Annotated in this window: 29 protein-coding genes; all 29 read left to right on the top strand. The window is 41.5% G+C overall.

Annotated features, from left to right (window positions below; translation table 11 throughout):
• The first annotated feature begins 140 nt into the window (after nucleotides 1-140).
• The 29 genes from GLW08_RS19965 (at nucleotide 141) to map (ending at nucleotide 17912) form a co-directional block, all read left to right on the top strand.
• Nucleotides 141-392 (top strand): 50S ribosomal protein L7ae-like protein, encoded by a 252-nt coding sequence (locus GLW08_RS19965; protein ID WP_160850377.1) that lies wholly within the window; start codon nucleotides 141-143, stop codon nucleotides 390-392.
• Between the two features lie 109 nt (nucleotides 393-501).
• Entirely contained in the window at nucleotides 502-915 is a 414-nt protein-coding gene (gene rpsL / locus GLW08_RS19960; RefSeq protein WP_160850376.1) for a 30S ribosomal protein S12, read from the top strand.
• A 61-nt stretch (nucleotides 916-976) separates the two neighbouring features.
• Entirely contained in the window at nucleotides 977-1447 is a 471-nt protein-coding gene (gene rpsG, locus GLW08_RS19955) for a 30S ribosomal protein S7 (protein WP_160850375.1), read from the top strand.
• A 45-nt stretch (nucleotides 1448-1492) separates the two neighbouring features.
• Nucleotides 1493-3571, top strand: a complete 2079-nt coding sequence (fusA, locus tag GLW08_RS19950; RefSeq protein ID WP_160850374.1) for an elongation factor G — start codon at nucleotides 1493-1495, stop codon at nucleotides 3569-3571.
• Between the two features lie 140 nt (nucleotides 3572-3711).
• Nucleotides 3712-4902 carry an elongation factor Tu gene (tuf, locus tag GLW08_RS19945; RefSeq protein WP_160850373.1) on the top strand — a complete coding sequence of 397 codons (1191 nt, stop codon included), beginning with the start codon at nucleotides 3712-3714 and terminating at the stop codon, nucleotides 4900-4902.
• Nucleotides 4903-6023: 1121 nt separating this feature from the next.
• Nucleotides 6024-6332, top strand: a complete 309-nt coding sequence (gene rpsJ / locus GLW08_RS19940) for a 30S ribosomal protein S10 (protein ID WP_036819828.1) — start codon at nucleotides 6024-6026, stop codon at nucleotides 6330-6332.
• Between the two features lie 30 nt (nucleotides 6333-6362).
• Nucleotides 6363-6992 carry a 50S ribosomal protein L3 gene (gene rplC / locus GLW08_RS19935; protein ID WP_160850372.1) on the top strand — a complete coding sequence of 210 codons (630 nt, stop codon included), beginning with the start codon at nucleotides 6363-6365 and terminating at the stop codon, nucleotides 6990-6992.
• Between the two features lie 25 nt (nucleotides 6993-7017).
• Nucleotides 7018-7638, top strand: coding sequence for a 50S ribosomal protein L4 (gene rplD / locus GLW08_RS19930; protein WP_160850371.1), 621 nt, complete (start codon nucleotides 7018-7020; stop codon nucleotides 7636-7638).
• On the top strand, nucleotides 7638-7928 hold the full coding sequence (gene rplW / locus GLW08_RS19925; RefSeq protein ID WP_160850370.1) for a 50S ribosomal protein L23: 291 nt from the start codon (nucleotides 7638-7640) through the stop codon (nucleotides 7926-7928). The genes rplD and rplW overlap by 1 nt, the downstream gene beginning before the upstream one ends.
• A gap of 34 nt (nucleotides 7929-7962) precedes the next feature.
• A complete protein-coding gene (gene rplB / locus GLW08_RS19920; protein ID WP_160850369.1) occupies nucleotides 7963-8793 on the top strand; it encodes a 50S ribosomal protein L2 in 831 nt (276 codons plus the stop codon).
• Nucleotides 8794-8847: 54 nt separating this feature from the next.
• On the top strand, nucleotides 8848-9126 hold the full coding sequence (gene rpsS, locus GLW08_RS19915; RefSeq protein WP_160850368.1) for a 30S ribosomal protein S19: 279 nt from the start codon (nucleotides 8848-8850) through the stop codon (nucleotides 9124-9126).
• Between the two features lie 19 nt (nucleotides 9127-9145).
• Nucleotides 9146-9487: a 50S ribosomal protein L22 gene (gene rplV, locus GLW08_RS19910; protein ID WP_160850367.1), complete on the top strand. Its 342-nt coding sequence runs from the start codon at nucleotides 9146-9148 to the stop codon at nucleotides 9485-9487.
• Nucleotides 9488-9490: 3 nt separating this feature from the next.
• A complete protein-coding gene (rpsC, locus tag GLW08_RS19905) occupies nucleotides 9491-10129 on the top strand; it encodes a 30S ribosomal protein S3 (protein ID WP_160850366.1) in 639 nt (212 codons plus the stop codon).
• Between the two features lie 18 nt (nucleotides 10130-10147).
• Nucleotides 10148-10582: a 50S ribosomal protein L16 gene (rplP, locus tag GLW08_RS19900; RefSeq protein ID WP_036819805.1), complete on the top strand. Its 435-nt coding sequence runs from the start codon at nucleotides 10148-10150 to the stop codon at nucleotides 10580-10582.
• The gene (gene rpmC, locus GLW08_RS19895) at nucleotides 10572-10775 is read left to right on the top strand and encodes a 50S ribosomal protein L29 (RefSeq protein WP_036819803.1); all 204 of its coding nucleotides are present in this window, start codon (nucleotides 10572-10574) and stop codon (nucleotides 10773-10775) included. The genes rplP and rpmC overlap by 11 nt, the downstream gene beginning before the upstream one ends.
• Before the next feature lie 20 nt (nucleotides 10776-10795).
• Nucleotides 10796-11062: a 30S ribosomal protein S17 gene (gene rpsQ, locus GLW08_RS19890; protein ID WP_160850365.1), complete on the top strand. Its 267-nt coding sequence runs from the start codon at nucleotides 10796-10798 to the stop codon at nucleotides 11060-11062.
• A gap of 43 nt (nucleotides 11063-11105) precedes the next feature.
• Nucleotides 11106-11474, top strand: coding sequence for a 50S ribosomal protein L14 (gene rplN, locus GLW08_RS19885; protein WP_036819797.1), 369 nt, complete (start codon nucleotides 11106-11108; stop codon nucleotides 11472-11474).
• Between the two features lie 37 nt (nucleotides 11475-11511).
• Entirely contained in the window at nucleotides 11512-11823 is a 312-nt protein-coding gene (gene rplX / locus GLW08_RS19880; protein ID WP_036819794.1) for a 50S ribosomal protein L24, read from the top strand.
• A 26-nt stretch (nucleotides 11824-11849) separates the two neighbouring features.
• Entirely contained in the window at nucleotides 11850-12389 is a 540-nt protein-coding gene (gene rplE / locus GLW08_RS19875; RefSeq protein WP_036819791.1) for a 50S ribosomal protein L5, read from the top strand.
• Nucleotides 12390-12418: 29 nt separating this feature from the next.
• Nucleotides 12419-12604 (top strand): type Z 30S ribosomal protein S14, encoded by a 186-nt coding sequence (locus tag GLW08_RS19870; protein WP_036819790.1) that lies wholly within the window; start codon nucleotides 12419-12421, stop codon nucleotides 12602-12604.
• 29 nt (nucleotides 12605-12633) lie between these two features.
• A complete protein-coding gene (rpsH, locus tag GLW08_RS19865; protein ID WP_160850364.1) occupies nucleotides 12634-13032 on the top strand; it encodes a 30S ribosomal protein S8 in 399 nt (132 codons plus the stop codon).
• 30 nt (nucleotides 13033-13062) lie between these two features.
• Nucleotides 13063-13599: a 50S ribosomal protein L6 gene (gene rplF / locus GLW08_RS19860; RefSeq protein WP_160850363.1), complete on the top strand. Its 537-nt coding sequence runs from the start codon at nucleotides 13063-13065 to the stop codon at nucleotides 13597-13599.
• Nucleotides 13600-13631: 32 nt separating this feature from the next.
• Nucleotides 13632-13994 (top strand): 50S ribosomal protein L18, encoded by a 363-nt coding sequence (rplR, locus tag GLW08_RS19855; RefSeq protein ID WP_036819782.1) that lies wholly within the window; start codon nucleotides 13632-13634, stop codon nucleotides 13992-13994.
• Nucleotides 13995-14016: 22 nt separating this feature from the next.
• Entirely contained in the window at nucleotides 14017-14520 is a 504-nt protein-coding gene (gene rpsE / locus GLW08_RS19850) for a 30S ribosomal protein S5 (protein WP_160850362.1), read from the top strand.
• Between the two features lie 13 nt (nucleotides 14521-14533).
• Nucleotides 14534-14716, top strand: a complete 183-nt coding sequence (gene rpmD / locus GLW08_RS19845) for a 50S ribosomal protein L30 (RefSeq protein ID WP_036819776.1) — start codon at nucleotides 14534-14536, stop codon at nucleotides 14714-14716.
• Nucleotides 14717-14748: 32 nt separating this feature from the next.
• Entirely contained in the window at nucleotides 14749-15189 is a 441-nt protein-coding gene (gene rplO, locus GLW08_RS19840; protein ID WP_160850361.1) for a 50S ribosomal protein L15, read from the top strand.
• Nucleotides 15189-16481 (top strand): preprotein translocase subunit SecY, encoded by a 1293-nt coding sequence (secY, locus tag GLW08_RS19835; protein WP_160850360.1) that lies wholly within the window; start codon nucleotides 15189-15191, stop codon nucleotides 16479-16481. The genes rplO and secY overlap by 1 nt, the downstream gene beginning before the upstream one ends.
• A gap of 34 nt (nucleotides 16482-16515) precedes the next feature.
• A complete protein-coding gene (locus GLW08_RS19830) occupies nucleotides 16516-17166 on the top strand; it encodes an adenylate kinase (RefSeq protein ID WP_160850359.1) in 651 nt (216 codons plus the stop codon).
• Nucleotides 17166-17912: a type I methionyl aminopeptidase gene (gene map, locus GLW08_RS19825; RefSeq protein WP_160850358.1), complete on the top strand. Its 747-nt coding sequence runs from the start codon at nucleotides 17166-17168 to the stop codon at nucleotides 17910-17912. Before GLW08_RS19830 ends, map begins: the two co-directional genes overlap by 1 nt.
• Nucleotides 17913-17922: the final 10 nt, after the last annotated feature.

The raw sequence follows: 17922 nt of genomic DNA, 5'->3' as shown, positions 1-17922 counted from the left end.
ATCATTAAGTTGATGTTGCAAGTGATAATTACGGAAGTATCTTGAAAAAATCATTCAAACTACGTTGACATTACGATAGGTGAGTGATACTATATTCAAGGTGCTTCCATTTATCCTTGTTACTTTGGAGGATATTTTATATGTCTTATGAAAAAGTAGCACAGGCCAAGCCGAATATAGTCATCGGAACTAAACAAACCATGAAAGCTATGAAACATGGTAAAGTTCAAGAAGTTATCATTGCTGAAGATGCTGAACAGCAAGTAACTACTAGAGTTCTGCGTCTTGCCGAGGAGCTAACAACTCCAGTTACACAAGTAGATTCTATGAATAAATTAGGAAGAGCTTGTGGGATCGACGTTGGAGCAGCTGTAGTGGCGATAAAGCAGTGAAGTTTTGGCGGTATGATTCTGTCATTCGCGAAAGCTTTGTTTTTTGCCTATTTATGAACCACCTGGATGTGTGGTTTTACTCAATTAGATTTGAAGGGAGGAAAATAGAATGCCTACTATTAACCAATTAGTACGCAAAGGGCGTGTTTCTAAGACGAAAAAGTCTGACTCTCCAGCCCTAAACAAAGGTTACAATAGCTTTAAAAAGCGTTTTACTGATCTTTCATCACCTCAAAAGCGTGGTGTTTGCACGCGTGTTGGGACACTAACACCAAAGAAACCGAACTCTGCACTTCGTAAATATGCACGTGTTCGTTTGACAAACAGCATTGAGGTTACTGCGTATATCCCTGGTATTGGCCACAACCTACAAGAGCACAGTGTTGTTCTTATCCGTGGCGGTCGTGTTAAGGACTTACCAGGTGTGCGTTACCACATCGTTCGTGGCGCACTTGATACAGCAGGTGTTGAAGGCCGTATGCAAGGTCGTTCCAAGTACGGAACGAAAAAGCCTAAAAAGTAATGCATGACTCGATGCATGTTAGATAAAAAAATAGTAACTACTCTTGAAAGGAGGGGGACATATGCCACGTAAAGGACCAGTACCAAAGCGTGATGTCTTACCGGACCCAATGTACAACTCAAAGCTTGTAACTCGCCTTATCAACCAAATCATGGTGGACGGACGACGCGGTAAAGCGCAAAAAATTCTTTACAAAGCTTTCGATCTTGTACAAGAGCGTAGCGGAAATGACGCTATGGAAACTTTTGAACAAGCACTTAAAAACGTAATGCCAGTACTTGAGGTTAGAGCACGTCGTGTAGGTGGATCTAACTATCAGGTACCAGTTGAAGTACGCCCTGAGCGTCGTCAAGCACTAGGACTACGTTGGGTCGTGAATTATTCTCGTCTTCGCGGTGAGAAAACAATGGAAGAGCGTTTAGCTAATGAAATTCTAGACGCTGCGAACAACACTGGCGCTTCTGTTAAGAAACGCGAAGATGTTCACAAAATGGCTGAAGCAAACAAAGCATTTGCTCACTATCGCTGGTAATAGCGAAACCAACACTATACCACCCAATAGGAAGGAGAAGAATTCATGCCAAGAGAGTTCTCCTTGGAGAAGACACGTAACATTGGTATCATGGCGCACATTGATGCGGGTAAAACAACTGCTACCGAGCGTATTCTTTTCTACACAGGACGCATTCACAAGCTAGGAGAAACACACGAAGGTGCTTCTCAAATGGACTGGATGTCACAGGAACAAGAACGCGGAATTACAATCACTTCAGCTGCGACAACAGCTCAGTGGAAGGATCATCGTATTAACATTATCGATACTCCTGGACACGTAGACTTCACAGTTGAAGTTGAACGTTCCCTTCGTGTACTTGACGGTTCCGTGGCAGTACTTGATGCACAGTCAGGTGTTGAACCACAAACTGAAACAGTATGGCGTCAGGCTACTACTTACGGTGTTCCACGTATTGTTTTCGTTAACAAGATGGACAAAGTAGGAGCTGATTTCCTTTACTCCGTAGGTACACTACAAGATCGTTTAGGTGCTAATGCACACCCAATCCAACTGCCGATTGGTGCAGAGGATCATTTCGAAGGTGTAATTGACCTAATCGGAATGCAAGCATACTATTACCTTGATGATTTAGGGACACGTGCTGAAGCTCGTGAAATCCCTGACAGCCACAAGGAAATTGCTGATGAATATCGCGGAAAGCTAGTTGAAGGTGTTGCAGAATCAGATGAGGATCTAATGATGAAGTACCTTGAAGGAGAAGAAATCTCTAACGATGAGCTTATGAAAGCTATTCGTAAAGCTACCCTAAGCGTTGATTTCTATCCAGTACTTTGCGGTTCTGCATTCAAGAATAAAGGTGTACAGTTACTAATTGATGCGGTCATCGATTATCTACCTTCACCTCTTGATGTGCCACCAATCGAAGGTTTCGTTCCACGTACAGAAGAAGAAGTTGTTCGTCGTCCAGACGACAAAGAACCATTCTCTGCACTAGCCTTTAAGGTTATGACGGACCCTTACGTTGGTAAACTAACATTCTTCCGTGTGTACTCTGGTGTTCTAAGCTCCGGTTCATACGTAAGAAACTCTACTAAGGATAAGCGTGAGCGTGTAGGTCGTATCCTACAAATGCACGCAAACTCCCGTCAAGAGATCTCCGAAGTATATGCAGGAGATATCGCAGCTGGTGTTGGTTTGAAAGATACTGCAACAGGTGACACACTTTGTGATGAAAAGAACCTTGTTATTCTTGAATCCATGGACTTCCCTGACCCAGTTATCTCAGTTGCCATTGAGCCGAAATCTAAAGCAGACCAAGACAAGATGGCAGTTGCTCTAACGAAGCTAGCTGAAGAAGACCCTACTTTCAAAACAGAAACAAACGTAGAAACAGGACAAACGATTATCTCTGGTATGGGTGAACTTCACCTTGACGTTATCGTTGACCGTTTGAAGGTTGAGTTCAAGGTAGAAGCGAACATTGGTAACCCACAAGTTGCTTACCGTGAAACGTTCCGTGGCTCAGCTGATGTTGAAGGTAAATTCGTACGTCAGTCTGGTGGTCGTGGACAATACGGTCACGTTTGGGTTACATTCGAACCAAACGAAGAAGGCGCTGGCTTTGAGTTCAACAACAAAATCGTTGGTGGTGTAATTCCTCGTGAATACATCGCATCTGTTCAACAAGGTATTGGAGAAGCTATGGAAAATGGGGTTGTTGCTGGTTATCCATTAATCGATATTAAAGCGACTCTATTTGATGGTTCTTACCACGATGTTGACTCCAATGAAATGGCTTATAAAGTTGCAGCTTCTATGGCTCTTAAAGAAGCGAAGAACAAGTGTAAACCAGTTCTTCTTGAGCCAATGATGAAAGTTGAGATCGTTATTCCAGAAGAGTACATGGGTGATATCATGGGTGACGTAACTTCCCGTCGTGGACGTGTAGAAGGTATGGATACTCGTGGTTCTGCTCAGCTTGTAAAAGCTTTCGTACCACTTTCTGAAATGTTTGGTTATGCAACGAGCTTACGTTCCAACACGCAAGGTCGTGGAACGTACACAATGCACTTCTCTCACTATGAAGAAGTACCGAAGAGCATTTCTGAAGAAATTGTTAAGAAAAATTCTGGTCAATAATTGATTTTTTGACGAACTTCAAGTATAACTTGTATTGTAAGTATAGAATCGATTCGTGTGTAGACATCGTTTCGATTCTATGCCACAAATAAATTTAGTTTATAATTATAACTTTGCATATTTAAAGGAGGAAGTTTTTAATGGGTAAAGAAAAATTTGACCGTTCCAAGGCCCACGTCAATATCGGGACAATTGGACACGTTGACCATGGTAAAACTACATTAACTGCAGCAATCACTACATGCCTACACAATCGTTCAGGTTCAGGTACAGCAATGGCATATGACCAAATCGACGGTGCTCCAGAAGAGCGCGAGCGTGGAATCACAATCGCGACTGCACACGTTGAGTACGAAACTGACAACCGTCACTATGCACACGTTGACTGCCCAGGGCACGCTGACTATGTTAAAAACATGATTACTGGTGCAGCACAAATGGACGGTGCGATCCTAGTTGTCTCTGCAGCTGACGGACCAATGCCACAAACTCGTGAGCACATCCTACTTTCTCGTCAGGTTGGTGTACCTGCTATTGCAGTATTCCTTAACAAAACTGACATGGTAGACGACGAAGAACTTCTAGAACTAGTTGAAATGGAAGTTCGCGATCTTCTATCTGAGTACGAATTCCCTGGCGATGACGTACCAGTTGTAAAAGGTTCTGCTCTAAAAGCACTTGAAGGTGACGAAGAGTATGTTAACCGTATCTTCGAACTTATGGAAGCTGTTGATGAGTACATCCCAACTCCAGAACGTGACCACGACAAGCCATTCATGATGCCTATTGAGGACGTATTCTCAATCACAGGCCGTGGTACTGTTGCTACTGGTCGTGTTGAGCGCGGAACTATCAAAGTTGGTGACGACGTTGAAATCATCGGTATGGCAGAACAAGCATTCAAGACTACTGTTACTGGTGTAGAAATGTTCCGTAAGCTTCTTGACTATGCAGAAGCTGGTGACAATATCGGTGCACTACTACGTGGTGTGAACCGTGACGACATCAACCGTGGACAAGTACTTGCTAAGCCAGGTACGATTACTCCACACCATAAGTACAAAGCTGAGGTTTATGTACTTTCTAAAGAAGAAGGTGGACGTCATACTCCATTCTTCAACAACTATCGCCCACAGTTCTATTTCCGTACTACAGACGTAACTGGCGTTATTCAGCTACCTGAAGGCGTTGAAATGGTTATGCCTGGTGACAACGTTGAAATGGATGTTGAGCTTATCTCCAAAATCGCTATCGAAGATGGTACTAAGTTCTCAATCCGTGAAGGCGGACGTACAGTAGGCGCTGGCGTTGTTTCTAAAATCGTTGAGTAATCTTTAAAGATTATTAAAAGCAGTGAGCTTTCAAGCTCACTGCTTTTTTTCGTTGTCTAGCGTACTATAAAAAGGTTGGCTTGTGTATAACTTAATATGTATAGGGGCCACGTCCAGCTCCAGAGCGCAGCGACTAGTAATCTTCCTGCATCTCCTTATAATAAATCAACATCGAACGTTTGCGCTCTTCGTGTTTCCTTTATCTCATACGTTGCATCCAGTTTTTACGCCTCTAAGGGGGCGCTTGCGCTTTTGTTCTTGTATATCAAATTTTAAAAGTGGTGACTTATGGATTACGTATCCGTATCGACTGGTGTTCTTTTCGCTAGTATCGCATAACTCTTTTTTTAAATCTCCAGTATGGTAAGATTTATTATCCTCTATATTCTGCAGCAATCCTCTGCACTAATTAGCTAAACTGAAACCACTGGGTTATTCTTTAACCGATCTATTCAACCTTGATTTACATATTACTTGTTTATATATCTTGAAATAAGTAACAGCATGATTATGGTTGCAATGGAGTATGTACCATGGGGAGTAGCAATCCTGTTTCGAAAAGCTGGGGGGCTTCATTCGGCATTTACGGTTAGTACCCAAGCTTAAAAAGTACCCGATTTATTCTGCTGCTATCATTTTCTAGTTCTTATGTTCAATAGTTATGGAAAGGTTAACAAATGATAATTAAGGGATTAAGGATTAGGGAGACTATTTTGAGTGGGTGTCTAGTTTTAGAAGTACATAATCCACAAATCTTCAGAGGGTAATAGATTAGTGAGCATTTTCATAGTAAAAAGAGTAATAACAAATCAACACATTATAATAGAAGAAACTCGAAATCAGAATCTAAAACTATAAGAAATGATAGAAATTATAATTACCCCCTTGATTTGTGTCTATATGATTTGTATAATATTAAAAGTGCGAATTCATTCGATGAATATTGAATTCACTCTTGCATATGGACTAACTATTTATTATAATGAATAATGTTGGTCATAAAAGGCGATGAAGCGAAAGGTTGCTGACACACCCGGCCCCTTTGCCATGGCAGGGCGGTCAGGATGAATTTTCGCGGAGAATGTCTATTACTAAAATGGGCGAAAAAAGGAGGGAAAATAATGGCAAAAGAGAAAATCCGTATCCGTTTAAAGGCGTATGATCACCGTATTCTTGATCAATCCGCTGAAAAAATCGTAGACACAGCGAAGCGTTCCGGTGCTAATGTATCTGGTCCAATCCCGCTTCCTACAGATCGATCTATCTATACGATTCTACGTGCTACACATAAATTCAAAGATGCTCGTGAGCAATTTGAAATGCGTACGCATAAACGTTTGATTGACATTGTTAATCCAACACCACAAACGGTTGACTCACTAATGCGTTTAGATTTACCATCCGGAGTGGACATTGAAATTAAATTATAAATAATACGAACGAAATAGGAGGTGTAACGGATGACGAAAGGAATCTTAGGTCGTAAAATTGGTATGACTCAGCTTTTCAATGACAATGGCGAGTTAACACCAGTAACTGTTATTCAAGCAGAACCAAACGTTGTTCTTCAAAAGAAAACAGTTGAAAATGATGGATATGAAGCAATCCAGTTAGGATTCGCTGAAAAGCGCGTAAAGTTAGCTAACAAGCCTGTTAAAGGCCATGTTGAAAAAGCTGAAACAACTCCTAAGCGCTTCATTCGTGAATTCCGTGATACAAACCTTGAAGACTACGAAATGGGTCAAGAGGTTTCTGTAAACGTATTTGCAGCTGGAGACAAAATTGATGTTACTGGTACTTCTAAGGGGAAAGGTTTCCAAGGTGCAATCAAGCGCCATAACCAATCCACTGGACCACTAACACACGGTTCTCGTTACCACCGTCGTCCAGGTACAATGGGTGACATTAACTCTATGCACGTTTTCAAAGGTAAAAAACTACCTGGTCAAATGGGTGCTAGAACAGTAACAATCCAAAACCTTGAGGTTGTTAAAGTAGACGAAGAACGTAACCTTCTACTTGTTAAAGGTAATGTACCTGGTGCGAAGAAATCTTACGTTAAAATTACAGGCCCAAGCGCGGTCCATTAATTACAAAACGAAGGGAGGATAAGTCATGCCTAAAATAACACTTTATAACCAAAGCGGTTCTCAAGTTGGTGATGTAGAATTAGCTGATGCCGTTTTTGGTATTGAACCAAATGAACATGTTATGCATGAGACTGTATTGATGCAACGCGCATCATTACGTCAAGGTACTCATGAAGTTAAGAACAGATCAGAAGTAAGTGGCGGAGGAAGCAAACCGTGGCGTCAAAAAGGAACAGGACGTGCTCGTCAAGGTTCCATCCGTTCACCACAATGGGTAGGTGGTGGTACTGTATTTGGTCCTACACCACGCAGTTACAGCTACAAGCTACCTAAAAAAGTACGTCGTTTAGCTCTAAAATCTGCTCTTTCTGAAAAAGCAGCAAGCAATGACCTTTTCGTACTTGAGAGTCTTTCACTTGAAGCTCCAAAGACAAAAGAAGTTGCGAACCTACTAAACGGACTTAGTGCAAAAGAAGCTCTAATTGTTACAGTTGACCATGACGAAAACGTTGTTCGTTCTTCTAACAACATTCCTGGTGTTAAAGCCGTAACACTTGATCAAGTAAATGTACTTGACTTGCTAACGCATGACAAGCTGATTTTAACTAAAGAAGCAGCTGAAAAAGCAGGGGAGGTGCTTGCATAATGAAAGATCCACGTGATATTATTAAGCGCCCCATTATCACAGAACAATCTGCTGATATAATGGCTGAGAAAAAATATACATTCGAAGTTGATGCAGATTCAAATAAGACTGAAATCAAAGAAGCTATTCAAACAATCTTTGATGTTAAAGTTGAAAAAGTAAACACAATGAACACTAAAGGTAAATTCAAGCGTATGGGTCGTTATGGAGGTTACCGTTCAGATAGTAAAAAAGCTATTGTAACGTTAACTGAAGATAGCCAAGACCTTGAATTCTTCGAAGGTGCATAATAAATAAACTTCAACAATAAAGGAGGGTAAACAGATGGCGATTAAAAAATATAGACCAACCACAAACGGTCGTCGGTTTATGTCAGGTTCTGATTTCAGCGAAATCACAACTGATCAACCAGAAAAATCCTTGTTAACTCCACTTCATAACAAAGGTGGACGTAATAACCAAGGTCGTCTAACAGTTCGTCATCAAGGCGGAGGTCATAAGCGTCAATATCGTAAAATCGACTTCAATCGCGACAAAGATGGAATACCAGGCCGCGTTGCTAGCATCGAGTACGATCCAAACCGTTCCGCTAACATTGCATTAATCAACTATGTTGATGGTGAAAAGCGTTATATCCTTGCTCCTAAAGGCCTTAAAGTAGATACTACTATTATTGCTGGTGAGGAAGCAGACATCAAAGTAGGTAACGCTCTTCCGTTGAAAGACATTCCTGTAGGTACTACTATTCACAACATTGAGTTGAAGCCAGGTCACGGTGGACAGCTAGCTCGTTCAGCAGGTGCGCAGGCTCAAATCCTTGGACGTGAAGGTAAATATACACTAGTTCGCTTAACTTCAGGCGAAGTTCGCTTGATTCTTGGTACTTGCCGCGCAACTGTAGGGCAAGTTGGTAACCTAGAACATGAACTTATCACTGTAGGTAAAGCTGGACGCTCTCGTTGGAAAGGTGTACGTCCAACTGTTCGTGGTTCTGTTATGAACCCAGTTGATCACCCACACGGTGGTGGTGAAGGACGCGCGCCAATCGGTCTTCCTTCTCCAATGTCTCCATGGGGTAAACCTACTCTTGGTAAGAAGACTCGTAAACGTAACAAAGATACTGATAAATATATCGTTCGTCGTCGTAAGAAATAATATGCTTGATAATAAGCAATATTCTTATTGTCAAACACGAAGGGAGGTAAATTCATGGGACGTAGCCTAAAGAAAGGACCTTTCGTCGATGATCACTTGATGAAGAAAGTAGAATCATTAAACGAAGATAACAAGCATCAGGTGATCAAAACTTGGTCTCGTCGTTCTACAATTTTCCCTAATTTTGTTGGACACACAATCGCAGTATATGATGGACGCAAACATGTACCTGTTTATGTTACAGAAGACATGGTAGGTCATAAACTTGGCGAATTCGCACCAACACGTACGTTTAAAGGCCATGGTGGCGATGACAAGAAAACAAAACGCTAAATGAGAGGAGGCACACAAGATGCAAGCCAAAGCCGTTGCGAAATCCGTTCGTATTGCTCCTCGTAAAGTTCGTTTGGTAATCAATTTAATTCGAGGAAAAAAGGTTGGCGAAGCGATTGCGGTATTACGTCATACACAACGCGGAGCTTCTCCGGAAATTGAAAAGGTATTAAATTCTGCGATTGCAAACGCTGAGCATAACTATGAAATGGACCCAGAAAACCTAGTGATTTCTGAAGCGTTTGTAGACGAAGGTGTAACGTTGAAACGTTTCCGTCCTCGCGCAATGGGACGTGCAAGCCAAATCAACAAGCGCACTAGCCATATCACAGTAGTTGTATCAGAAAAGAAGGAGGGATAAGAAGTGGGTCAAAAAGTTAATCCAGTAGGTCTGCGTATTGGCGTTATTCGTGACTGGGAGTCTAAATGGTACTCCGGTAAAGATTATGCAGATTTACTACATGAAGACATTAAAATTCGTGAATATGTAGAAAATCGTCTTTCAGAAGCAGCTCTTTCTACAGTTGAAATCGAACGTGCTGCGAACCGCGTTAACATTTCCATCCACACTGCTAAGCCAGGAATGGTAATTGGTAAAGGTGGTTCCGAAGTTGAAGCACTTCGTAAAGCTCTTAATGAACTTACTGGTAAAAGAGTTCACATCAACATCGTTGAAGTGAAAAAAGCTGATTTAGATGCAGCACTAGTTGCTGATAACATCGCAAAACAATTAGAAAACCGTGTTTCATTCCGTCGTGCACAAAAACAATCTATCCAACGCGCTATGCGTGCCGGTGCTAAAGGTATTAAAACCCAAGTATCTGGTCGTCTAGGCGGGGCTGACATTGCACGTGCAGAACGTTATAGTGAAGGTACTGTACCACTACACACACTTCGCGCAGATATCGATTATGGTACTGCAGAAGCAGACACTACTTACGGTAAGCTAGGTGTTAAAGTGTGGATTTATCGTGGAGAAGTCCTTCCATCTAAAAAGAATTAAGGAAGGGGGATAAGCATTATGTTAATGCCAAAACGCGTTAAATATCGTAAGCAACATCGCGACAGCTTAGGTGGCCGTGCAAAAGGCGGTACTACTGTAGCTTTCGGTGAATTTGGACTACAAGCTGTAGAACCAGCTCGAATCACAAGCCGTCAAATCGAGGCAGCACGTATTGCTATGACTCGTTACATGAAACGTGGCGGTAAAGTATGGATTAAGATTTTCCCAGACAAACCTTATACAGCTAAACCTCTAGAGGTACGTATGGGTTCCGGTAAAGGTGCTCCTGAAGGCTGGGTAGCAGTTGTGAAACCAGGTAAGATCATGTTTGAAATCGCTGGTGTATCTGAAGAAGTTGCACGCGAAGCATTGCGTCTTGCTTCTCACAAACTACCGATTAAGACGAAGTTTGTAAAACGTGAAGAAATTGGTGGTGAGATCAATGAAGGCTAATGAAATTAGAGAACTAACCACTGCCGAAATTGAACAAAAAGTTAAATCTCTTAAAGAAGAGCTTTTCAACTTACGCTTCCAACTTGCAACAGGCCAGTTGGAAAACACAGCGCGCATCCGTCAGGTTCGTAAGTCAATCGCGCGTATGAAAACCGTTGTTCGTGAACGTGAAGTAGGCGTAAATAATAGATAAACGAGAGGAGGTTAGCCTCGATGACTGAAGAGCGTAATAATCGTAAAGTTTATGTTGGCCGTGTCGTTTCAGATAAAATGGATAAAACGGTTACCGTTTTAGTTGAGACTTATAAGTTCCATCAACTTTATGGTAAACGTGTTAAATATTCAAAGAAGTTCAAAACACATGATGAGCAGAACTCAGCTAAAGTAGGCGATGTTGTAAGAATCATGGAAACTCGTCCTCTTTCAGCAAGCAAACGTTTCCGTTTAGTAGAAATCGTTGAAGAATCAGTAATTATCTAATAGAGATCGCTCGGAATGAATGCCGAAGGGAGGTAACACCTGTATGATTCAACAAGAAAGCACGTTAAAAGTTGCAGACAACTCTGGTGCACGTGAAGTGAAGACTATTAAAGTTCTAGGCGGTTCAGGCCGTAAAACTGCAAACATTGGCGATGTAATTGTATGCTCAGTGAAACAAGCAACACCAGGTGGCGTTGTCAAAAAGAACGAAGTAGTACGTGCTGTTATCGTTCGTTCTAAAACTGGAGCTCGCCGTAAAGACGGTTCTTACATCCGCTTTGACGAAAATGCTGCGGTAATTATCAAAGACGATAAAGGCCCACGTGGTACTCGTATTTTCGGACCTGTTGCTCGTGAACTTCGTGAACACAAATTTATGAAGATTGTATCACTAGCTCCAGAAGTATTATAGTCAAGAATTTTTTGCCTTGTAAGGAGGTGCCACAAGCATGCACGTAAAAAAAGGTGACAAAGTCATGGTGATCACTGGTAAGGATAAAGGCAAAGAAGCTACGATTCTTGAAGCTTATCCCAAAAAAGAGCGTGTCCTTGTAGAAGGCGTAAATGTTATTAAAAAACATGCCAAGCCGTCACAAGACAACCCTCAGGGCGGGATCCTTAGCCAGGAAGCACCTATCCATGTATCGAACGTATTACCAATTGATCCGAAAACTGGCGAACCAACTCGCGTTAGCTATGAAGAGCGCGACGGAAACAAAGTTCGTATCGCTAAAAAATCCGGTGAAGCGTTAGATAAATAACTTAGCGACGAAAGGAGGGCTACCCGATGAACGAACTTATGAAACAATATAAAGAGGAAGTAATTCCATCTTTACAGAGCAAATTCGATTATGAATCAGTAATGCAGGTACCGAAGGTTGAAAAAATCATCATCAACATGGGTGTTGGTGACGCGGTGCAAAATGCAAAGGCATTAGACAACGCTGTTGAGGAGTTAACATTGATCTCTGGTCAAAAACCTTTGATTACAAAGGCGAAAAAATCAATCGCAGGTTTCCGTCTACGTGAAGGAATGCCTATTGGTGCAAAAGTAACCCTTCGTGGTGAGCGCATGTATGAGTTTCTACAAAAACTAATTGCTGTATCTCTACCACGTGTTCGTGACTTCCGTGGAATTTCCAAGAAAGCCTTCGATGGCCGTGGAAACTACACACTTGGAGTTAAAGAACAATTGATTTTCCCAGAGATTAATTATGATAAAGTTAACAAAGTACGCGGTATGGATATCGTTATTGTAACTACAGCTAATAATGACGAAGAAGCACGCGAATTATTAACTCAATTCGGTATGCCTTTCCAAAAATAAGCTATTAAGCTTTAAAAGGAGGGAAAATAGTGGCTAAAAAATCAATGATCGTGAAACAACAAAGACCTCAAAAGTATAAAGTCCGTGAGTACACGCGTTGCGAACGTTGTGGACGTCCACACTCAGTGCTACGAGATTTTAAACTTTGCCGTATTTGTTTCCGTGAACTTGCATACAAAGGTCAAATTCCTGGAGTCAAAAAAGCAAGCTGGTAATCCCACATTAGGGAAGGAGGTAAACACTAATGGTCATGACAGATCCAATTGCAGATATGCTAACTCGTATTCGTAATGCAAACATGGTACGTCACGAGAAACTTGAACTTCCTGCTTCACAACTTAAAAAGGAAGTTGCAGACATCCTTAAGCGTGAAGGTTTCGTACGTGATTACGAATTCGTAGAAGATAATAAACAAGGAATCATACGCATTTTTCTTAAATACGGTGCGAACAACGAGCGCGTAATTACTGGACTTAAACGTATCAGTAAGCCAGGGCTTCGTGTTTATGCAAAAGCGGATGAAATCCCTCGTGTGTTAAACGGTCTTGGAATAGCAGTCGTTTCTACTTCACATGGTGTACTAACAGACAAAGAAGCACGTCAACAAGCTATCGGCGGCGAAGTGCTTGCTTACGTTTGGTAATATATTTCTATAAATGAGGAGGTGCATAGAATGTCTCGTGTAGGATTAAAACATTTACACATCCCAGAAGGTGTTGAAATTAATATTGATGGGGACGATGTAACAGTTAAAGGCCCTAAAGGCGAATTAACTCGCACATTACACCCTGAAATGACAATTAAGATCGAAGACAACGTTCTAACAGTTGAACGTCCATCTGACAACAAAGAGCACCGTTCCTTACATGGTACTACTCGTAGCCTTATTGGAAACATGGTTGAAGGTGTTTCTAAAGGATTCGAAAAAAGCCTTGAGATTCAAGGTGTTGGTTACCGTGCAATGAAACAAGGTGACAAGGTTGTAGTGAACGCTGGTTACTCTCACCCAGTTGAGATTGAAAACCGTGATGGTATCGAGCTTGAAGTTCCGTCCCAGGCTAAGATTACTGTAAAAGGTATCGACAAAGAGCTAGTTGGTGCGGTAGCTGCAAACATCCGATCCATTCGCCCACCTGAACCTTACAAAGGAAAAGGTATTCGTTACGAAGGTGAAAATGTACGTCGTAAAGAAGGTAAGACTGCTAAATAAGGTTCGATAGGGAACAGAAAGGAGTGACCTAGATGATCACAAAAGCTGATAAAAATGCGGTACGTAAGAAAAGACATTCACGCGTTCGTAAAAAAGTAGCTGGTACTCCGGAACGTCCACGTCTTAACGTTTATCGTTCAAACAAACACATCTATGCACAACTTATCGATGATGTGAATGGTGTAACAGTATCAAGCGCTTCTACAGTTGAAAATGATTTAAATCTAGAGAATACTGGTAACGTAGAAGCAGCAGCTAAGATTGGTGAATTAGTTGCAAAGCGTGCGCAAGACAATGGTTTCAAAACAATTGTTTTTGACCGTGGTGGTTATCTATATCACGGCCGTGTAAAAGCTTTAGCTGACGCTGCTCGCGAAGCTGGTCTAGAATTTTAATAGTAAAAGGAGGGACATACACATGCGTATAAGCGTTGATCCAAGTAAATTAGATCTTGAAGAACGCGTTGTTACGGTCAATCGTGTAGCAAAGGTTGTTAAAGGTGGACGCCGTTTCCGTTTTGCTGCATTGGTTGTAGTAGGAGATAAAAATGGTCATGTTGGCTTTGGTACGGGTAAAGCCCTAGAAGTACCAGAAGCGATTCGTAAGGCAATTGAAGATGCGAAGAAAAATTTAATTGAAGTACCTAGAGTTGGAACTACGATCCCACATGAAATCGTTGGACGTTTTGGTGCTGGTAACATCCTAATGAAGCCAGCAGCAGAAGGTACAGGAGTTATCGCTGGTGGACCTGTTCGTGCCGTGCTTGAACTTGCAGGTGTAGGTGATATTCTTTCTAAATCATTAGGATCTAACACACCAATTAACATGGTACGTGCAACTCTAAACGGACTTGACGAATTGAAGCGTGCAGAAGACGTAGCAAAACTTCGTGGAAAGTCTGTAGAAGAACTGTTAGGATAAGGAGGGAAATGACATGTCTAAAAAATTAGAAATTACCCTCACGCGCAGTGTAATTGGCAGACCAGAAGGGCAACGCTCTACTGTAAAGGCTCTTGGTCTTAACAAAATTAATCAAACCGTTGTTCATGACGATACTCCAGCTGTACGTGGTATGGCCGATAAGATATCTCACCTAGTAACGGTTAAAGAAGCTTAATAAACGTAAAGCGTAAAAGAGGAGGTGCTCGAATGAAACTTCATGAATTGAAGGCAGTAAAAGGTACTCGTAAAGAACGTAACCGCGTTGGTCGCGGCATGTCTTCAGGTAATGGTAAAACCTCTGGCCGTGGTCATAAAGGGCAAAAAGCTCGTGCTGGCGGCGGTGTGCGTCCAGGTTTCGAAGGTGGTCAAATGCCTTTATTCCAACGCCTACCGAAGCGTGGTTTTACAAACATTCACCGTAAAGAGTACGCAGTAGTGAACCTTGAAGCATTAAATCGTTTTGAAGATGGTACAGAAGTCACTCCTGAGCTTTTACTTGAAACAGGCGTGGTTAGCAAACTTGAATCAGGTATCAAGATTCTTGGAAAAGGTAACATTGTAAAGAAACTAAACGTAAAAGCTCATAAGTTCTCTGCTTCAGCGAAGGAAGCAATTGAAGCAGCGGGCGGTCAAACTGAGGTGATCTAATGTTCCAGACAATCTCCAATTTTATGCGCGTGGGTGATATACGACGGAAGATTTTTTTTACACTTGCTATGCTAATCATCTTCCGCCTTGGAACGTTTATTCCTGTTCCATTCACCAATAAAGAAGCCATTAACTTTATGAATGAAAATAACGTTTTTGGTTTCTTAAACACATTCGGAGGTGGGGCATTGAAACAATTCTCCATCTTTGCAATGGGAATTATGCCTTACATTACGGCATCCATTATCATGCAATTGTTGCAAATGGATGTTGTACCGAAATTTGCTGAATGGAAAAAGCAAGGTGAAGTTGGACGTCGTAAATTAGCTCAGTTTACTCGCTACGCAACGGTTGTTCTTGCTTTTATCCAAGCAATTGGAATGTCAATTGGCTTTAACACACTAACTCAAGGTCAGTTGATTGCAGATCCTGGTGTTACTAAATTCTTAGTAATTGCTTTGGTTCTAACAAGTGGAACAGCCTTTTTAATGTGGTTAGGTGAACAAATCACTGCTCATGGCGTAGGAAATGGGATTTCAATTCTAATTTTTGCAGGAATTGCAGCTGGTATTCCTAGTGGTGTAAACCAACTTTATGAAAAGTATATTGCGGATGCTGGTGAGCAGTTATTTATAAATTTAGTTATTGTAGCATTAATCGCGTTGGTCACGGTAGCAATTGTTGTTGGTGTCATTTTCATTCAACAAGCATTGCGTAAAATCCCAATCCAATATGCGAAACGTTTAGTTAACCGTTCACCTGTTGGTGGACACTCTACCCACTTACCAATTAAGGTAAACGCAGCAGGGGTAATTCCAGTAATCTTCGCAATTTCCTTCATCATTGCTCCACGTACAGTGGCTGGCTTCTTTGGTGATAATGAGATTGCGAGTACCATCCAGTATATTTTTGATTATCAGAACTGGCCTGGAATGATTATTTATGTAGGACTAATCATAGCATTCACCTATTTCTACACATTTGTTCAAGTTAATCCTGAACAAATGGCAGAGAATCTGAAGAAACAAGGTGGGTACATTCCTGGAATTCGTCCAGGAAAGAACACTGAAACGTATTTGACTCGTGTCTTGTACCGTTTAACATTTGTAGGATCTCTGTTCTTGGCACTTATCGCTATTATGCCTGTTGTGCTTGGAGGACTAGTAGGACTACCGCAAAGTGTACAAATCGGAGGTACAGGTCTACTAATCGTAGTAGGTGTAGCTTTAGAAACAATGAAACAATTAGAGAGCCAACTAGTGAAACGTCACTATAAAGGCTTCATTAAATAAGATTGTACTAACCAATGAGAGCGAGGGGAACATTTTGAACTTAATCTTAATGGGTCCTCCCGGGGCCGGAAAAGGCACCCAGGCGGAAAAAATCGTTGAAAAGTATGAAATCCCTCATATCTCAACAGGAGATATGTTCCGTTCTGCGATCAAAGAAGGAACACAGCTAGGAAATGAGGCTAAATCCTATATGGATGCTGGCGAACTTGTACCTGATGAAGTAACAATAGGTATAGTTCGCGAACGCCTTGCCAAAGATGATTGTAAGAATGGCTTTTTGCTTGATGGGTTTCCAAGAACCATTGCTCAGGCAGAAGCGCTAGAAAACTTATTAACTGATTTAGGTACAACACTTGATTATGTACTTCATATCGATGTTGATACTGAACACCTTGTGGAGCGCTTAACAGGCCGTCGCATATGCCCGACATGTGGAGCAACATATCATGTGAAATATAACCCTCCTAAAGTAGAAGGGAAATGTGATCATGATGGTTCCGAATTGATTCAACGCGATGATGACAAGCCAGAAACGGTTCGCAAGCGCTTGGAAGTCAATCTACAAAACACAAAACCTCTCTTAAACTTCTATGAAGATAAGGGATATCTCGTTACCATTGATGGCGACCAAGACATTGATAAAGTTTTCCATGATATCGATGAAAAGCTCGGAGGCTTATCTTAATGATAATTACAAAAACACCACGCGAAATTGAAATCATGCGTCACGCAGGTAAAATCGTTGCACTGACGCACCAAGAATTGCAAAAGCATATAAAACCAGGCATTACAACACAGCAATTAGATGATATAGCAGATAAATTCATTCGCGATATGGATGCAATTCCTTCTTTTAAAGGTTATAATGGGTTCCGTGGTAGTATTTGTACTTCGGTCAATGAAGAGCTGGTACATGGTATTCCGGGAGATCGCACGCTGAATAATGGTGACATTATATCCATTGATATTGGTGCTAAATATAAAGGATATCATGGTGATTCAGCCTGGACGTATCCAGTAGGTGAAATTGATGAAGAAACGCAGGAATTGCTTGATGTAACAGAAGAATGCCTTTTTAAAGGGTTAAACGAAGCAAAACCTGCTGTTCGATTATCAAACATCTCTCATGCGATTCAGTCATTTGTAGAGCCTAAAGGCTTTTCGATTGTGCGGGAATATGTCGGTCATGGTGTAGGTCAAGAACTACATGAAGACCCACAGATTCCACATTTCGGACCGCCCAATAAAGGCCCTCGTTTGAAGCCTGGAATGGTCTTAGCCGTAGAACCAATGGTCAATGCAGGTGAGCGTTATGTTAAAACACTTGATGACAATTGGACGGTTGTTACAGAAGATGGTAAATTGTGCGCTCACTTTGAGCATACCATTGCCATAACGGATGAAGGTTTTGAGATATTAACAAAAGCCTAAGTGAAGGTGA

Source organism: Pontibacillus yanchengensis (assembly GCF_009856295.1).
GTDB classification, from domain to species: domain Bacteria; phylum Bacillota; class Bacilli; order Bacillales; family BH030062; genus Pontibacillus; species Pontibacillus yanchengensis_A.
The sequence above is the reverse complement of the archived record's forward strand: the minus strand, read 5'-3'. Positions and strand labels throughout refer to the sequence as shown.

Excerpts from the sequence above, each read along its gene's own strand:
- GLW08_RS19965 (WP_160850377.1), top strand. The coding sequence starts at position 141 with ATGTCTTATGAAAAAGTAGCACAGGCCAAGCCGAATATAGTCATCGGA.
- rpsL (WP_160850376.1), top strand. The coding sequence starts at position 502 with ATGCCTACTATTAACCAATTAGTACGCAAAGGGCGTGTTTCTAAGACG.
- rpsG (WP_160850375.1), top strand. The coding sequence starts at position 977 with ATGCCACGTAAAGGACCAGTACCAAAGCGTGATGTCTTACCGGACCCA.
- fusA (WP_160850374.1), top strand. The coding sequence starts at position 1,493 with ATGCCAAGAGAGTTCTCCTTGGAGAAGACACGTAACATTGGTATCATG.
- tuf (WP_160850373.1), top strand. The coding sequence starts at position 3,712 with ATGGGTAAAGAAAAATTTGACCGTTCCAAGGCCCACGTCAATATCGGG.
- rpsJ (WP_036819828.1), top strand. The coding sequence starts at position 6,024 with ATGGCAAAAGAGAAAATCCGTATCCGTTTAAAGGCGTATGATCACCGT.
- rplC (WP_160850372.1), top strand. The coding sequence starts at position 6,363 with ATGACGAAAGGAATCTTAGGTCGTAAAATTGGTATGACTCAGCTTTTC.
- rplD (WP_160850371.1), top strand. The coding sequence starts at position 7,018 with ATGCCTAAAATAACACTTTATAACCAAAGCGGTTCTCAAGTTGGTGAT.
- rplW (WP_160850370.1), top strand. The coding sequence starts at position 7,638 with ATGAAAGATCCACGTGATATTATTAAGCGCCCCATTATCACAGAACAA.
- rplB (WP_160850369.1), top strand. The coding sequence starts at position 7,963 with ATGGCGATTAAAAAATATAGACCAACCACAAACGGTCGTCGGTTTATG.
- rpsS (WP_160850368.1), top strand. The coding sequence starts at position 8,848 with ATGGGACGTAGCCTAAAGAAAGGACCTTTCGTCGATGATCACTTGATG.
- rplV (WP_160850367.1), top strand. The coding sequence starts at position 9,146 with ATGCAAGCCAAAGCCGTTGCGAAATCCGTTCGTATTGCTCCTCGTAAA.
- rplP (WP_036819805.1), top strand. The coding sequence starts at position 10,148 with ATGTTAATGCCAAAACGCGTTAAATATCGTAAGCAACATCGCGACAGC.
- rpmC (WP_036819803.1), top strand. The coding sequence starts at position 10,572 with ATGAAGGCTAATGAAATTAGAGAACTAACCACTGCCGAAATTGAACAA.
- rpsQ (WP_160850365.1), top strand. The coding sequence starts at position 10,796 with ATGACTGAAGAGCGTAATAATCGTAAAGTTTATGTTGGCCGTGTCGTT.
- rplN (WP_036819797.1), top strand. The coding sequence starts at position 11,106 with ATGATTCAACAAGAAAGCACGTTAAAAGTTGCAGACAACTCTGGTGCA.
- rplX (WP_036819794.1), top strand. The coding sequence starts at position 11,512 with ATGCACGTAAAAAAAGGTGACAAAGTCATGGTGATCACTGGTAAGGAT.
- rplE (WP_036819791.1), top strand. The coding sequence starts at position 11,850 with ATGAACGAACTTATGAAACAATATAAAGAGGAAGTAATTCCATCTTTA.
- rpsH (WP_160850364.1), top strand. The coding sequence starts at position 12,634 with ATGGTCATGACAGATCCAATTGCAGATATGCTAACTCGTATTCGTAAT.
- rplF (WP_160850363.1), top strand. The coding sequence starts at position 13,063 with ATGTCTCGTGTAGGATTAAAACATTTACACATCCCAGAAGGTGTTGAA.
- rplR (WP_036819782.1), top strand. The coding sequence starts at position 13,632 with ATGATCACAAAAGCTGATAAAAATGCGGTACGTAAGAAAAGACATTCA.
- rpsE (WP_160850362.1), top strand. The coding sequence starts at position 14,017 with ATGCGTATAAGCGTTGATCCAAGTAAATTAGATCTTGAAGAACGCGTT.
- rpmD (WP_036819776.1), top strand. The coding sequence starts at position 14,534 with ATGTCTAAAAAATTAGAAATTACCCTCACGCGCAGTGTAATTGGCAGA.
- rplO (WP_160850361.1), top strand. The coding sequence starts at position 14,749 with ATGAAACTTCATGAATTGAAGGCAGTAAAAGGTACTCGTAAAGAACGT.
- secY (WP_160850360.1), top strand. The coding sequence starts at position 15,189 with ATGTTCCAGACAATCTCCAATTTTATGCGCGTGGGTGATATACGACGG.
- map (WP_160850358.1), top strand. The coding sequence starts at position 17,166 with ATGATAATTACAAAAACACCACGCGAAATTGAAATCATGCGTCACGCA.